The organism is Paenibacillus sp. Root444D2, from assembly GCF_001426375.1.
Classification (GTDB): Bacteria; Bacillota; Bacilli; order Paenibacillales; family NBRC-103111; genus Paenibacillus_E.
Map to the genome: position 1 here is coordinate 28,111 of NZ_LMEO01000051.1, position 14,677 is coordinate 42,787.

General features: G+C 44.6%; 16 protein-coding genes. 11 read left to right on the plus strand and 5 right to left on the minus strand.

Features of this window, described 5'->3' with window-relative positions; genetic code table 11:
• The first annotated feature begins 143 nt into the window (after positions 1 to 143).
• From ASD40_RS31610 to ASD40_RS31645, 9 genes are all read left to right on the plus strand, one after another.
• Positions 144 to 2,039 (plus strand): PrkA family serine protein kinase, encoded by a 1,896-nt coding sequence (locus ASD40_RS31610; RefSeq protein ID WP_057307127.1) that lies wholly within the window; start codon positions 144 to 146, stop codon positions 2,037 to 2,039.
• A 152-nt stretch (positions 2,040 to 2,191) separates the two neighbouring features.
• Positions 2,192 to 2,413: a hypothetical protein gene (locus tag ASD40_RS31615; protein ID WP_057307128.1), complete on the plus strand. Its 222-nt coding sequence runs from the start codon at positions 2,192 to 2,194 to the stop codon at positions 2,411 to 2,413.
• Positions 2,414 to 2,489: 76 nt separating this feature from the next.
• A complete protein-coding gene (locus tag ASD40_RS38340) occupies positions 2,490 to 2,702 on the plus strand; it encodes a hypothetical protein (RefSeq protein WP_156390254.1) in 213 nt (70 codons plus the stop codon).
• Between the two features lie 124 nt (positions 2,703 to 2,826).
• The gene (locus ASD40_RS38345) at positions 2,827 to 3,228 is read left to right on the plus strand and encodes a hypothetical protein (protein WP_200957492.1); all 402 of its coding nucleotides are present in this window, start codon (positions 2,827 to 2,829) and stop codon (positions 3,226 to 3,228) included.
• A 328-nt stretch (positions 3,229 to 3,556) separates the two neighbouring features.
• On the plus strand, positions 3,557 to 4,687 hold the full coding sequence (locus tag ASD40_RS31625) for a glycosyltransferase (RefSeq protein WP_057307130.1): 1,131 nt from the start codon (positions 3,557 to 3,559) through the stop codon (positions 4,685 to 4,687).
• 164 nt (positions 4,688 to 4,851) lie between these two features.
• On the plus strand, positions 4,852 to 5,775 hold the full coding sequence (locus ASD40_RS31630) for an NAD(P)/FAD-dependent oxidoreductase (protein ID WP_057307131.1): 924 nt from the start codon (positions 4,852 to 4,854) through the stop codon (positions 5,773 to 5,775).
• Between the two features lie 28 nt (positions 5,776 to 5,803).
• A complete protein-coding gene (locus ASD40_RS31635) occupies positions 5,804 to 6,043 on the plus strand; it encodes a glutaredoxin family protein (protein ID WP_029196850.1) in 240 nt (79 codons plus the stop codon).
• A 36-nt stretch (positions 6,044 to 6,079) separates the two neighbouring features.
• Positions 6,080 to 6,646: a peroxiredoxin gene (locus ASD40_RS31640; RefSeq protein ID WP_057307132.1), complete on the plus strand. Its 567-nt coding sequence runs from the start codon at positions 6,080 to 6,082 to the stop codon at positions 6,644 to 6,646.
• Positions 6,647 to 6,766: 120 nt separating this feature from the next.
• Complete coding sequence (locus ASD40_RS31645) at positions 6,767 to 7,042, plus strand: hypothetical protein (protein ID WP_057307133.1); 276 nt, start codon at positions 6,767 to 6,769, stop codon at positions 7,040 to 7,042.
• 74 nt (positions 7,043 to 7,116) lie between these two features.
• Here the strand turns inward: ASD40_RS31645 and ASD40_RS31650 are convergent, their stop codons facing one another.
• The 5 genes from ASD40_RS31650 to ASD40_RS31670 all read right to left on the minus strand — a co-directional run bounded on the left by ASD40_RS31650 (position 7,117) and on the right by ASD40_RS31670 (position 11,308).
• Complete coding sequence (locus ASD40_RS31650) at positions 7,117 to 7,353, minus strand: AbrB/MazE/SpoVT family DNA-binding domain-containing protein (protein WP_047677188.1); 237 nt, start codon at positions 7,351 to 7,353, stop codon at positions 7,117 to 7,119.
• Positions 7,354 to 7,549: 196 nt separating this feature from the next.
• Positions 7,550 to 7,870, minus strand: a complete 321-nt coding sequence (locus ASD40_RS31655; protein WP_057307134.1) for a hypothetical protein — start codon at positions 7,868 to 7,870, stop codon at positions 7,550 to 7,552.
• Between the two features lie 129 nt (positions 7,871 to 7,999).
• The gene (locus ASD40_RS31660) at positions 8,000 to 8,863 is read right to left on the minus strand and encodes a transglutaminase family protein (RefSeq protein ID WP_057307135.1); all 864 of its coding nucleotides are present in this window, start codon (positions 8,861 to 8,863) and stop codon (positions 8,000 to 8,002) included.
• A complete protein-coding gene (locus ASD40_RS31665) occupies positions 8,860 to 9,819 on the minus strand; it encodes an alpha-E domain-containing protein (protein ID WP_057307136.1) in 960 nt (319 codons plus the stop codon). Before ASD40_RS31665 ends, ASD40_RS31660 begins: the two co-directional genes overlap by 4 nt.
• 31 nt (positions 9,820 to 9,850) lie before the next feature.
• Positions 9,851 to 11,308 (minus strand): circularly permuted type 2 ATP-grasp protein, encoded by a 1,458-nt coding sequence (locus ASD40_RS31670; RefSeq protein WP_057307137.1) that lies wholly within the window; start codon positions 11,306 to 11,308, stop codon positions 9,851 to 9,853.
• Positions 11,309 to 11,667: 359 nt separating this feature from the next.
• On the opposite strand from ASD40_RS31670, the gene ASD40_RS31675 reads away from it, so the two are divergent.
• Both ASD40_RS31675 and ASD40_RS31680 read left to right on the plus strand, forming a co-directional pair.
• Entirely contained in the window at positions 11,668 to 13,875 is a 2,208-nt protein-coding gene (locus ASD40_RS31675; RefSeq protein ID WP_057307138.1) for a methyl-accepting chemotaxis protein, read from the plus strand.
• A gap of 133 nt (positions 13,876 to 14,008) precedes the next feature.
• Positions 14,009 to 14,539: a hemerythrin domain-containing protein gene (locus ASD40_RS31680; protein WP_057307139.1), complete on the plus strand. Its 531-nt coding sequence runs from the start codon at positions 14,009 to 14,011 to the stop codon at positions 14,537 to 14,539.
• Positions 14,540 to 14,677: the final 138 nt, after the last annotated feature.

Here is a 14,677-nt window from a genome sequence, read left to right on the forward strand (position 1 = left end):
TAACCAAAATAGTAAAGCGAGAAATCCATTACAGTTAAAAAATTTCGGGCAAGTTATCCTCCATGAGTGCATAGGATTGTAGTACACAATTCACCATCACGAGCTGACCTAGATAAGAAAGGCAGCAGTGAAAGGAGGTACCCATGGACATATTCAAAAGAATTTCGGAGCATCGTACGGAGAAGGATTCATTGAGCTGGACCGGTACGTTCGCGGAGTACATAGAATTGCTTCGCAAAAATCCTGGACTCGCGAGAACAGCGCATTCAAGGGTCTATGATATGATTGCTTCGCAAGGAATCAATGACCAAGTCGGGCACAAATCCTACAAATTCTTCAACAAAGAGATTTTCGGCCTGGATAGAGCCATTGAGAAGCTGGTGGAAGAATATTTCCATTCCGCTGCCCGTCGATTGGATGTTCGTAAGCGGATATTACTGCTGATGGGTCCTGTAAGCGGTGGTAAATCAACCATTGTGACCATGCTTAAAAGAGGGCTGGAGCAATTTGCTAGAACTGACTTAGGGGCTGTCTATGCGATTAAAGGTTGTCCGATGCACGAGGAACCACTTCATTTGATCCCTATGGAGCTGCGTCCCGAGATCGAGCGAGAGCTGGGAGTAAAGATTGAAGGCAGTTTGTGTCCTTCCTGTCAAATGCGTTTAAAAACCGAGTACAACGGCTGTATTGAAGATGTTCATGTTGAGCGTGTGTTCGTTTCAGAAGAAGCGCGTGTAGGTATCGGTACGTTCAGTCCATCGGATCCGAAATCACAGGATATTGCCGATTTGACGGGAAGCATAGACTTCTCCACCATCACGGAGTTTGGTTCCGAATCCGATCCGCGTGCCTATCGGTTCGACGGGGAGCTGAATAAGGCAAACCGGGGGATCATGGAGTTTCAGGAAATGCTGAAATGCGACGAGAAATTCCTCTGGAACTTACTGTCACTCACACAAGAGGGTAACTTTAAGGCAGGACGGTTCGCCCTCATTAGCGCCGATGAATTGATCATTGCGCATACGAATGAAACCGAGTATAAATCTTTTATTGCGAACAAGAAAAATGAGGCTTTGCAATCGCGGATGATTGTTATGCCAATTCCGTATAACCTTCGGGTTTCGGATGAAGAAAAAATTTACTACAAGCTCATCGGACAGAGTGATATGTCTCACATTCATATTGCTCCGCACGCGCTCAGAGTTGCTGCGATTTTCTCCATTCTTACCCGCTTGAAGGAAACGAAGAAGCAAGGGATGGATTTAGTCAAGAAAATGCGTATGTATGATGGTGAAGTTGTGGAAGGTTACAAAGAAGCGGACCTCAAGGAAATGCAAAATGAATACCAAGAAGAGGGCATGAGCGGCATCGATCCGCGTTATGTCATTAACCGAATTTCAAGTGCATTGATTCGCCAAGATCTTCAGTGCATCAACGCGCTGGATGTTCTGCGTGCCCTTAAGGATGGTTTGGATCAGCATCCGTCGATTACGAAGGATGAGCGTGAGCGGTTCCTCAATTTCATTTCCGTGGCGCGCAAGGAATACGACGATATTGCCAAGAAAGAAGTGCAGAAAGCGTTCGTTTACTCCTTCGAAGAATCAGCCAGAACTATTTTCGATAACTATCTCGATAATATTGAGGCTTATTGTAATTGGGGGAAAATTAAGGATCCTCTTACCGGTGAGGAAATGGATCCGGATGAGCGCCTGATGCGATCCATTGAAGAACAAATTGGCATTTCTGAAAATGCGAAGAAAGCATTCCGAGAAGAAATACTGATCCGCATTTCCTCCTATTCCCGTAAAGGTCGGAAATTCGATTACAGCAGTCACGAGCGGCTGCGTGAAGCGATTGAGAAGAAGCTCTTCGCTGATTTGAAAGATATCGTGAAAATAACGACTTCCACGAAAACACCGGATGAGAAGCAGTTGAAGAAAATTAATGATGTGACCAAACAATTGATTGATGAACATGGATATTGCCCTGTATGTGCGAATGAGCTGCTGCGTTATGTAGGGAGCTTGCTGAACAGATAAAACTTCATGGTGGAAGTAAAACGGACTTGAGGCGGTGACGATCCCTCAAGTCCGTTTTTTCATTTGTAAAGGAAACTGTCTACGGTCAATCACCGAATCTATCAATCTCTCATATACTATAAGATCTAACGAATAGGGAGGTGCAAGAGATTATGATAGGTAATTCAATGAAAAAGACAGGTGCATACCTTTTACTAGTAGTGAGTTTTCTAGCTTTCGTGATGACTTGGGAGGTGGGGTTATTATCTCCTTTGGGGGGAATATGTATAGCGGGATTTAGCTTCGGCGGAGCCATTCTGATGTGGCTGGATGTCCATGAGTCGAGGCAAGTTGCTGATAAGAAAGATGCAAAACGAGCAAAAGCCGATCTCTGATCGCCAACAAGACAATTCCCCCCAGAAAAAATCCAACGAGCCCGGAAGATGGTCAGACGTCTTTGGATTCGGCAAAATGTTGGACAAACTACCACTCCATAAGCTTTCAGCTCGCATGGCCTACTGTATGTTTTTTGATCTAGTACTGCTCTTATTTGTTCTTGTTCTCCGTGCTTCGGGTACTCAGGTGAATGATTTTCCGAACGCATGGGATATTCGTTTAATTGTGTTCACGACAATTGTTGTTTTTTTCGTCGGACTCTGCGATATCTGGAAAGATCGGAAGTAATAAGATGGTTACAAAGCATAAGAAATAACCGCCCAATTTTTGGAGAAGTGGTCACCAACTAGGCAATCGCACACATACAGTATTGTAGGCTGTTAACTATACAAGAATGTGAGTGATCCAGAAAATGACGAAACCAGAAGAGCAAGAATTTCGTCCACCACAAGGTGGGCACGGAGGCGGCGGCCATGGTGGACCGGGGCATGGCGGTCCAGGTCATGGTGGCCCCGGACATGGCGGTCCTGGTCATGGTGGGCCAGGATTCGGTGGTCCTGATCATCATGGCTTCCCAGGGCATGGCGGGTTTCCGCACTTTGGACATGGCGGAGTGAGCAATCTGCTGCCTTTGGTTGTAGCCCCTTATGTATTGAATGCGACACAGCCTTACTATCCATATCCATATCCAAATACATGTCCATGTCCATATCCATACCAGGATTATCTATGTCAATGTCCATATCCATACCAGACTTATCCATACCAGACTTATCCATACCCACCCTATTCCCCGGGTTATCCAGGTATTTAGACGGTATAATCTCAACACGATAAAGTTTAAGAACCGAGATGCTTTCTTATCAGAAAGTTTCTCGGTATTTTGTTACCACATTAGAGGTTTTCTCATTTATTACATAGTTTTGGATGGAATAACTCAAATTCCTTTATCAAATCTTAATATTTAAGTAGGAAATGCGTAGTTTTCGTGCTACAATTCATTTTGGATAGCGCTTACATAAATGACTCTCTCGTTTACTAATCCTCGCGATTTTCCCCATTGGCTTACATTCATCTAAATCATAGAATACTAATTCAGCTTTTTCAGCTATTGCCTGTTCAACTTTAAGGGGGAATGTGTATTGAGCCATCAACCCGTTCGGATCTTACATCATATTAGTGATATGAATCGTGGAGAAGCGCAAAGCTTTATTATGAATGTGTATCGGCACATGGATCGATCAAAGATTCAATTCGATTTCGTTGTCCACACGCATAATCCTTCTGATTATGATGAAGAAATACGAGCATTCGGTGGGAGAATATTCATCCTGCAGAAGCCTAGAGCGGGCTGGATGGGTTACATATATGAGTTAAAGTCGACGATTCAACATCACGGTCCTTTCCATGCTTTGCATAGTCATACCTATGAAGCTAGTGTCTTAACTTTGTTAACATCAAGGCTGTTTGGCATTGATATTCGTATTGTACATTGTCACAGCATAAGTGATTATACATACTCTTCCTCAACGACTAAGGTATCTCGATGGCTGAAGAGGAACATGATACGGCGATTTGCGACCAGTTGGGTAAGCAGCTCGATCACGGCAAGTCAGGCGCTATTCGGGTATTACTGGTTTAAAGATAATCGCGGCAGAATGGTGCGTAACGGGATAGATGTTGGTCGATTTACAAATAGATTACAGAAGCCCATGACGCTCCGCGAGCAATTGCAGATTCCACCCGAAGAGCCAATTATTGGTCATATTGGACGGTTTAGCGCAGCTAAGAATCATACATTCCTGATTGAGATTTTTGAAGAGCTGCTCTACCGTATGCCGAATGCGAGGCTTATTCTGGTGGGGGATGGTGCATTGCGACCTCAGATTATAGCGATGATCGAGCAAAAAGGGATCCAAAACCGTGTTCATCTATTAGGACGGCGAGACGATATTTCTGAGCTCCTTCAGGAATTTGATGTCATGGTCTTACCTTCATTCAAAGATGGTTTACCCATGGTTTTGATTGAAGCGCAAGCCGCAGGAGTTCCCTGCGTGGTATCCGATGTTTTACCAGAAGAAGCGAATCTGAGAGCAGGTTTTTTCGCATTCGTGTGTTTGAAGCAAGACATTGCCGTATGGGTACAATGGTTAATGAAGGCATTGCGCAGCGATCCTGTCCCGGTTGATGAGCGAATCCGAGCGATTCGACTAGCCGGCTATGATATTAAAGAGGTAGCTCTAGAGTTAGAACATGTCTACGCTGCTCAATAGGAAATAGTGAGAGCCCTTATGTTGATGACATGAGGGTTCTTTTCTTATTTATAATAATTATTAAAAAGGATTGACTTTTATTATTATTTATTTATAATAATTATTATCTGATATAAATTCTCATTGGACAAGCAGTCACTATGGGTTGAAAGGAGTGCACAGCGATGTATGATGTCATTATTATTGGAGCTGGACCGGCGGGAGCCTCAGCTGCTATCTATACTGCAAGAGGAAATCTGAAGACACTCGTGATTGACAAGGCACCGAATACAGGAGCTTTGGCTATTACTCACAAAATTGCGAATTACCCGGGTGTAATTGGAGAGCTGTCAGGTAAAGATTTGCTTGATACGATGCGGGAGCAAGCCAAAGGCTTTGGGGCTGAGTTCATCCAAACAACGATTACAGCCGTAGATGTGGAAGGTGATACGAAGTATGTATTTACGGCTGATGGTATCTATGAAAGCAAGTCGATCGTTATCGCGACGGGTTCCAAAGGACGCAATCGTATGCTGCCTGGAGAAGAAAGCTTGTTAGGGCGTGGCGTTAGTACGTGTGCAACGTGTGATGGAGCTTTTTTCGATGGGAAAACGGTCGCTGTCATTGGTGATTCAGAGGAAGCCTTAGAAGAAGCACAAGCGTTAAGTAAATTTACGGAAAAAATTCACTTCATAGTTCCACGACCAGAACTGCAAGGTGTTCATCACGTTCCAGAATTGCCGGGCACTGACTTTCTCTATAAAGCCAAACCGCTTGAAGTGCTTGGAGACAAGCACGTAGAGGGACTTAGAATACGTACGAGTTCTGGGGCAGAGGAAATACTCCAAGTGGATGGTGTGTTTGTCTTCCTATCCGGCAGTAAACCAGGCACAGATTTCCTACAGGATCAGGTTCCGCTGGACGCGGATGGTTTTATGATTCTGGATAGCTCGATGCAATCATCTATTGCTGGTGTATTCGGGGCTGGAGAAGTTAGACGCACACCGGTGAAGCAAGCGGTTGTTGCAGCTGCTGATGGAGCCATCGCAGCCATGGCGGTCGATAAATTTATTAATAAACGGGCTCAGCTGATCCCGCAATACAAATAATCTTAGCCACACAAGGAGATGAATTCCGATGTCTAATGTCATTGTATATTCAAGTACAAATTGCCCTTATTGCCAACAGTTGAAAAAGTATTTAACGGAACAAAATGTCTCCTACGAAGAAAGAAACATTGATCTGAATGATCAATTCGGACAAGAACTTCACGATTTAGGCCTGATGTCTTTGCCTGTGACGGTCATTGGCGAACACAAAATTTTGGGTCTCAACGTTACTAAACTCAAAAAAGCTTTGGCCGAAATCGCAAGCTAATAACATACTATATAAATAGATAGAGGAGAGCTAACCATGACACAATTAACCGTACAACCCTCACAATCTTTTGCCAAAATAGGGCTTCCTGCCCCTTCATTTTCATTGCTTTCGACGAAGAATATGGAAACCTTAGAAGAGAAAATAGCGCTTGAAGAATATAGAGGAAAATGGCTTGTTTTCTTCTTCTGGCCATTCGACTTTACGTTCGTGTGTCCAACCGAAATTACAGCTTTCAGTGACAATTACGAACAGTTCCTTGAATTGGATTGTGAAATCGTTGGAGCTTCTGTCGACAGTGTGTATACACACAGAGCTTGGACTCAAACGCCGCGCGACCAAAACGGCATCGGTCCTGTGAAATTCCCGTTGGTCAGTGATTTCTCCAAAGAAACAGCACGCGCATATGGCGTGTTAGACGATGAAAGCGGCGCCGCACATCGCGGATTATTCATCATTGATCCGGAAGGCGTGCTGCGCTACCAAGTGGTCACGGATATGAATGTTGGGCGCTCTGTAGATGAGACGCTGCGTGTGCTTCAAGCGCTTCAGGCTGGTGGACTTTGTCCAGCGAACTGGAAACCAGGCGATAAAACTCTATAAGCTGCAAAAGTAAACAAGCCTCAATCGACTCTCACTCGATTGGGGCTTTTGTGTGTATTCAAAGTCTGATTTGAAGTATAATAGAAGAACTATATAGGTGAAGACAGAGAGGTTAGATGCATGATGCAGTCCATATCGGACAAACTGTTTATGGGTTCTTTGATTTTACTCATGATTTCCATTGTGGTTAGCGGAATTGGCTTTCAATTCGTGAATTGGCGCACACAAGTGACAGATGAGTTAGATGGGGAGACGCAAGAAAGCGGCTCTCGCAAGAAAGCCGTATTGGACCGGCAAGATAAGAGCTTGGGACGTGTGCTTCGTTCCTACTTATTTTGGATCGCGATAGCAGGCATTCTAATTTCCATTGGACTTTCATGGTTTAGCTCTAAATAAAAATATAAGGCGTATAGCCCTCGGGATGAGTGTTATACGCCTTTGTTGTATCCTATTTTAGCCGGAATCATGATCTAAACAATTTCTTCTACGCAGGAGCTGCAGACCAGCTTGCCTTTGAAATAGGTCATATTTTCGAAATTACCGCAGAATACACAGGCTGGCATATACTTCTTGAGTGTAATGCGCTCCGGATCGACATAAACCTCGATCGCGTCACCGATATCGATATGAAGTGTTCGTCGCAGCTCAATCGGCAAAACAATCCGGCCTAACTCGTCTACTTTTCTCACTATTCCCGTCGATTTCATCTGAAAGCCTCCTATTTATTTCATTAAACTTCGATCATGTATGTTGTATAAACAATTCCACATATAAACTTGAATTCCTTTTATTTACTTCAAACATTTTAGGCAATTATCTGATACATGCATGAAGGTGGACGGCAAAAAAAGGACTTACACATGTTTCATTGAACACGTTTAAGCCCTTTATACTTATAAGAATCTAGTTTTTGTTCTCCTGTTGTTGTTGTTGTTGGTCTTTGGAGATTTGCTCTTTAAGTGCCGCATTTTTAAGAGCCAACTGTTTGGATAATTCAACTTGTAAAAGGTTGATTTTATTAATCTCATCCTTTAATTTGCTAAGTCGAGACATCTTGCTGCTTAAATCACTGGGTGAAGTACTTATTTTTATATCCCTTTGTAATTGATTTATTTTTGAAAGTGCTTTTTCCTTTTTTTTCTGTTCGTCGATACTTCTTTGTTGAGTTTCAGTAATTTCTTTTTTTAAGCGATTTATGATAGATAAAGTGAAACTTATAGCCATTCAAACACCTCTTAGCAGTTTAGTGTAGCTTCACACCATTCTACACTAAATAGTTGATCCGTGCCAAAAGGGGATGAAAAAGACGGGGAGTGAAGCGGGGCAGCAGCTCTGAATCTCACATGGAAGGAACTACTCAATCAGCTTTACATCAACAATGACTTCCAAATCTTGCTGACCGGCACCGCGATAGACGCCTTTGACGGGAACGATATCGTTGTAATCGCGGCCGTGTCCGAGCTTAATATAGCGCCAATTGACCTCACAGTTATTCGTAGGGTCGTAGCCGAACCAACCAGTTCCCGGGATTAGGCACTCAACCCACGCGTGGGAGGCTTGGGTGAATTCCGTGCTGCCTCCTTGTAGATCGCCAACAAAGTGATAACCGCTAACGTACCTAGCAGGAATCCCTTTATCTCGGCAAATGGCAATCATGAAATGAGAGTAGTCCTGGCAAACACCACGCTTAAATTGAAGCATTTCTCCGACAGTGGTCTGTACGGAAGTAGCTGAAGGATCATAGGTGAAGTCGCGATGAATCGTTGTGTAGATTGTACGCAGTAATTCGTATAAGCTTATATCTTGATCGGAAATGGCATCTGAGTAAGCCTTAAGTTCAGGGGTCAAACCCGTATAACTGGTAGGCAGTAAATATTCTGCATGCTGATTTTGGAAGTCATCGCTAAATCTCATCGCTTTCTCCTCTAAGGGAGATGCGATGCCTGACGGGATGTTATCGTTGTCGTTCGTGACGACAGTGGACACCATTTTAATAGTTAGCTCGCGATGAAGTTTATTGACGGTAAAAGCATGTACGCGATTATGAAAAAAATCCGAGTACGTAAAGAAAGCTGAAGCAGGCTCCGTGGTGATGGCGTGGTGATAACAGGCTTGACGATTGTCCGTGAGAGGCGTTAAACGAACTTCATTGACACTGTCCTGCGCTGTATCGGTGTAGGAATAGCGTGTGATATGCGTAATCTCCAGCTTTTTCATGCGATGACCTCTTCCCGGGAGGGAAAAAAGACTTTCGACATCCTTAAACCCATCACGTTACAGGATTCCCGAAGTGCACTTAACGTCATTTCCAATTTGCCGGATAAAATATCATCTTCTTCCATGCAAGCAAGGTTAGCCTTTACTTTTCCTGCGAGCTTAGCGAGCCTATGAACAGCAAGGTTTAAATCGGGGTCCTCCATTTGAATGCCCTGCAAGGAACGCTCCAATGATTGGAAAGAGAAGCTGACCGAGCGTGGAAATGTTTCGTGGAGCATCAGAAATTTAATTATGCTGCTTAGATTAACTGTATCTGCATGCTCCCTGCGATACGACTCATAACCGCTAACCGATTTCAATACGGACAGCATAAGCGGGTAAGAAGAGAGCTCTTCCCTAGCGTAATCATGACATAACGACTGGAGTAAGCGCAGCAAGTTCTCGGCACGCTCCAAATATCTTCCGGCTTCCACGAAGTGCCATTCATTTTGACGCGGCATGACGGATGTGGCCGCCCCTTGAAACATAGACAAGGTGTCACGAATGAAACGATAGAACAAATGAGGCGAATCGTTTGTAATATCCCGTACTTCTTTTTCTTTTAGCCACAAATATAGGCCATTCATAATATCCCACAGCTCTGCGGGCATTTTCTCGCGAATATTACGAAGATTGGAGCGGGCATGGTTGGTACAAGCGAGCAAAGAATTCGAATTATTTTTATCGAGAGTAATATAATGGAGAACATGCTGCTCGGTGAAGCTCCCATACTGCTCAGTAAATGCGGCCCGATCGCCAATCGTATCAATTAATCGGCTCCACGATTGATCGCTGCTAGTCTCCTTCTCCTCGCGAATATGATAATACACGTCGATTAGCCTCGCGTGATTCTCCGTTCTTTCCGTATATCTTCCGATCCAGAATAAAGCTTCCGCTGTACGTCCCATCATCACCATGAACGCTTGCCTCCAATCAATATTTGATTCTCTATGAATGAGTGACCCAAGTGTCCTTACATCCCCCGCCTTGTGAGGAGTTCACGACGAGTGAACCTTCTTTAAGCGCTACCCGCGTAAGTCCGCCAGGTATAACCTGAATGCTCTCGCCAGCGATGACGAAGGCCCGAAGATCGATATGCCGCGCAGCCATTTGACCGTCCATCATGACAGGAGCTCTGGAAAGCTGGATCGTTGGTTGAGCGATATAACGATCGGGATTCGCTATAATTTTAAGCCGGAAATCAGCCAACTCACTCTCAGAGGCCGAAGGTCCAATGAGCATGCCGTAACCGCCGGAGAGCGATGTCTCTTTGACGACCATTTCATCTAGATGCTGCAGCACGTGATCGCGTTCTTCCGGTCTAGAAAGGATATAAGTAGGCACATTATTCAGGATAGGTTCTTCATTCAAATAGTAACGAATCATGTCTGGAACATAGGCATAAATGGCTTTGTCGTCGGCCACGCCAGTTCCAGGGGCATTCACGATGTTAATATTACCCGCACGATAGGCATTCATGATCCCCGCGACACCTAACATCGAATTCGGATCAAAAGCGAGCGGATCCAAGAAATCGTCGTCAATTCTGCGATATAAGACATCGATTTGGCGGAGTCCCTTGATCCCGCGAATATATACCTTATGATCAATAACAACGAGATCGTGTCCTTCTACAAGCTGTATGCCCATTTGCTGCGCAAGGAACGTATGTTCGAAATAGGCTGAATTGTAGCAACCTGGGGTGAGTAAGCCAATGACAGGATCGGATTTGCCCGAAGGGCTTAGCCGACGTAAAGCGGATAGAAACACATTTAAGCTATGCTCAATATCTTGGATCGAATGGCTAAAAACGAGCTCAGGGAATAAGTGCGTCATGATGGAACGGCTTTTGTACAAATAGGAGAAGCCTGAAGGTGATCTCAGATTATCCTCCAGAACGAAATATTCTCCATGCTCGTCGCGAATTAAATCGATACCTGATACGGTTACGTACACATCATTCGGGATGGATAGACGCATCATTTCAGGTCTGAAATAGCAGTTGGAAAGAACCATTTTCCTAGGGATAATACCATCCTTTAAGATGCATTGGTCATGATAAATATCCTTGAGAAATAGATTAAGCGCCTTAACGCGCTGCTGAAGCCCTCGTTCTAGCTTGAGCCATTCATCCCGAGGAATGATTCGTGGGATCGGATCGAAAGGGATGGTTCTTTCCAATGCTTCAGCTTGATCAGGACTGTAGAGTGTAAACGTAATTCCTTCTTCCATCATGCGTTTCATGGTGGCCGTTTGGCGCTTGCTCAAATTCCCCGCCTTCATGGACATGAACTGAAGGAATACATTTTGATAATGTGATCTTACCGAGTATGAATTCACAAACATCTCATCAAAAAAAGGACGGGGATCATAGGGGGTGGTGACCAGATTCTCAGGTTTGGACATCGCAGCTCCTGGTTTCTTAGCTATACTTCGAGTGGAAGTTACGTTAGAGGGCCCGAAGCAGAAACCAGGCCTCCTTTCTGATCTAAGTTCTTATTTTGTGTTAGAAAATATGACGCGATTTGATGAAAGATTATTCGTTTTTCTTACATTGTAAATTTATCAGAAAATTATGTCAATATATCTTACGTATAAATTAACTGACATGAAATGCGCAAATAGATCGAATGTATGATAGTTTCAAGAATTTTCTGTTTATATCTTGATTTACGTCGAAATCAGCTATAGAATGTCGAATAAGTAGATGTTATATAAAGTCACAATAAAGTCACATGTGTAATGTGAATATAGGGGGTTGGGGTATGTTTGATTGGCTTGGATTTCGAAAGGGTCTACCCTTGTGGTGGTCGTATCGCCTGAATCGTCACCTCAAGGAAGATGTGGAACATATTTTCGAAGGGATTGCGCATACGAGAATTGAAATTTTACGATGCTGGGTAGAGGCCTATTGGTCCAATCTGGATCGTCTGCTTGAGCAGCTCTCTGAATCAGAATCTGGACCTACTGGCTTGACAGACGATGGTTCGATGGTTCAACGGCTGCTGGCAGCTGCTTCAAAGAGCGGGGCAGATTTCTCGGAGATTTTCATCGTAAATGATAAAGCAGAAGTGATATACTCCACGTCCCCCACTCATGTTGGGAAATCATATGATTCAGGAAGTGATCTTACAAAAGGGCTAGAGGAAACACGTAAAGGCAAGAAATGCTTATACGGACCTTATTCCGATCCCCTTACATTAAAGCTAGGTCCAAGCACTTCGCCGTTTCACGATGCTATGACACTTGCATTTATTACGCCTATAATGGTTAACGGAATATGGAAAGGGGCCATTTGCGGACGTGTCCCGAACGATGTGCTCGGCGATCTGATCCAGCGTGAATCAGGACATGTGTATCCAGACTCTGGAGATAATTATTTATTTATGGCGAAGCCTGTGTTGAATAAACAGATTGCCCCAGGCACAGCGTTATCTCGAAGCCGTTTTGAGGATCTTACTTTTACCTATGGTGACAATTTAAAAGATGGCGTGCGCACAGATTACGGCATTGTCGGTGTAAAGGAGCATACGGAGCTTGAGCTCATTTTTACGGATCCGGCAACGGGGCAGCTTCATCCGGGGGTTGCGGGAACGATTGCAAAGGGACATAATCTATTCGTGGAGTTCCCAGGTTATTCCGATTACCGGCATATTTCTGTCATTGGCAAAGGTGTTACCTTCCAGCTTGCGCATTGTCCTGATGTTTGGGGGATGATGTGTGAAGGCGATCTAGAGGAGGTATACCGAATTCGCAGTATTGACTGGAAATTGCTTAAGCTGCAGCTGCGTTTCATTGTAGGATATATATTACTCTCTGCAGGGGGCTTTTGGCTGCTGAATGGACATGTTTCTAGTAGCTGGGGATCAGTAATCTTGGCTGCTGTAAGTCTTGTGTATGGAGGAATAGGCGCAAGCATTATAAGGAAAAAAGGCAGCAGGCCGATTGTAAGGCAGCTCGCGCAAATAAATAAGTTCATCCGCATTAACGCAGAGGGCAGCGGAGATTTGACACAGCGCCTGCAAGTGCAGGAGTTCGCTGGCGATGAGACGCGGGAATTGGCGAAGTGGATTAATAATATGATCGATTCCCTTGAGGGTATTATGCTGCAGGTGAAGCAAGCCGCCGCTGAAGTTCAACTAAGCCAGGAACGAATGAATGAATCAACGAGTTCAACGGAACAATCAACTGGACGAATGAGCACCAAGATTCATGATATGATTCGTTCACTGCGCGGTCAGCTCAAGGACATCGATGTTGCGAAGGATGTAACGCAGAATATGAGTGGGACACTGCTCGAATTGGAAGAGAAGGCTTCGGGTCAAATTGCTGTGGCGCAGGATGAAGTGGATCGTATTGGCGAAAAGATGAATCATATTTCTGCGAAAGTAGCGGAAACGAATCGTACCATTCAAACTTTTTTGCAAACGACGCAAGAAATCCCGAAGCTGCTCAAGGTTATCGAAGAGATTTCCGCTCAGACGAATCTGCTTTCCCTGAATGCTTCTATTGAAGCCGCGAGGGTAGGCGAGCACGGGAAGGGCTTCGCTGTTGTAGCCGGAGAGATTCGCAAGCTGGCTGATTTGACCAAGAAGTCGACAATGGAGATCAATGACACCATTGAGCATATTGAACGTCATGCGAATGAAGCGTTCGTTTCGATGGAAGAAGGCACCAGAGTTGTTCTGGAGGGGACGCAAATAGTAGCGGCGGCGTCTGAAATTCTCAGCAGCGCGAACGCGCACGACACCATGAAGACACAGGTGGTGGATGAAGTGGTGGCGCTGATGGAGAAGGTAGCGGCGGTAAGCATGGAGAACCGCCAAATATCGGCGGAGGTTGAGCGTACCGTGCAAGAGCTGCTGCAGGATATGCTTCACGTGCGCCAAACGACGGGGGATGTTGGCGCGATTACGGACTCACTGCTCCTGCTTGTAAATCAATTTCATTTAACGGAGAGCCGCATTCGATAACGGTTTGATTCTAAGACATTTCCTGCGCATGTTAGCTAACCCATCCTGCATACAATGATAATGCGGATTGGGTTAGCTTTTTGCATGCTTTACGAAGTAAGTTTTCTAACGAAAACTCGAAGGAGGATGTCTAATGAATGACCGTTTGAGCATTCGAACGAATAGGGAGTACATGATGGATCCCGGCTATTTTCCAATGCTCGTAGAGCGTCTGAAGGAGGAGCATGTGCAGATGCGCGAGCAGCTCTCCGAGATCCGAACGATGGCTGCTTCCTTGTACTCCCTCGAGGATTGCTCAATAGGAATGTGTAAGCTGATTGAACTTCAAGATCTGATTCTTTCCCTTGTTGAAGAGCTGGAACAGCATTCAGAATGGGAAGAAAAAGAACTATTTCCTCTTCTGCAATCTTATTTACAACCAACAACAGCACTGTCTGTCTCTCGTTCCATGACTGTACTGGAGCAGGATCATGACTTGGCGAAAAGAGTTGTGCAAGCTTTCGTTGATGGTGTGAATGCGATGAAAGTGCCGATAGATGAGGAGTTTTTACATTTGATGGCATCGGAACTAATGACGGCTTGCTTAATACTGCTCAAACATTTCACCTTAGAAGAGGAGCTTGTGTATCCGCTCACCGATCGGATCGTGGAACAATTAGCCTAAGTACATAAAGAAGGGTCTTTTCAAGTCATTTGACTTGTAGAGGCCCTTTTTTTGTGCAGATAACGCGGTCGCTAGTTCGCTAGTTGACGAGATTTGTGCTATATCATCGCAAATAGAAGCTCTCAAAGGCTCTTATTC

Coding starts and splice junctions, on each gene's coding strand:
- ASD40_RS31680 (WP_057307139.1), top strand. CDS start 14,009: ATGAATGACCGTTTGAGCATTCGAACGAATAGGGAGTACATGATGGAT.
- ASD40_RS31670 (WP_057307137.1), bottom strand. CDS start 11,308: ATGTCCAAACCTGAGAATCTGGTCACCACCCCCTATGATCCCCGTCCT.
- ASD40_RS31630 (WP_057307131.1), top strand. CDS start 4,852: ATGTATGATGTCATTATTATTGGAGCTGGACCGGCGGGAGCCTCAGCT.
- ASD40_RS31650 (WP_047677188.1), bottom strand. CDS start 7,353: ATGAAATCGACGGGAATAGTGAGAAAAGTAGACGAGTTAGGCCGGATT.
- ASD40_RS31640 (WP_057307132.1), top strand. CDS start 6,080: ATGACACAATTAACCGTACAACCCTCACAATCTTTTGCCAAAATAGGG.
- ASD40_RS31675 (WP_057307138.1), top strand. CDS start 11,668: ATGTTTGATTGGCTTGGATTTCGAAAGGGTCTACCCTTGTGGTGGTCG.
- ASD40_RS38340 (WP_156390254.1), top strand. CDS start 2,490: ATGTTGGACAAACTACCACTCCATAAGCTTTCAGCTCGCATGGCCTAC.
- ASD40_RS31615 (WP_057307128.1), top strand. CDS start 2,192: ATGATAGGTAATTCAATGAAAAAGACAGGTGCATACCTTTTACTAGTA.
- ASD40_RS31665 (WP_057307136.1), bottom strand. CDS start 9,819: ATGGTGATGATGGGACGTACAGCGGAAGCTTTATTCTGGATCGGAAGA.
- ASD40_RS31655 (WP_057307134.1), bottom strand. CDS start 7,870: ATGGCTATAAGTTTCACTTTATCTATCATAAATCGCTTAAAAAAAGAA.
- ASD40_RS31635 (WP_029196850.1), top strand. CDS start 5,804: ATGTCTAATGTCATTGTATATTCAAGTACAAATTGCCCTTATTGCCAA.
- ASD40_RS31610 (WP_057307127.1), top strand. CDS start 144: ATGGACATATTCAAAAGAATTTCGGAGCATCGTACGGAGAAGGATTCA.
- ASD40_RS38345 (WP_200957492.1), top strand. CDS start 2,827: ATGACGAAACCAGAAGAGCAAGAATTTCGTCCACCACAAGGTGGGCAC.
- ASD40_RS31660 (WP_057307135.1), bottom strand. CDS start 8,863: ATGAAAAAGCTGGAGATTACGCATATCACACGCTATTCCTACACCGAT.
- ASD40_RS31645 (WP_057307133.1), top strand. CDS start 6,767: ATGATGCAGTCCATATCGGACAAACTGTTTATGGGTTCTTTGATTTTA.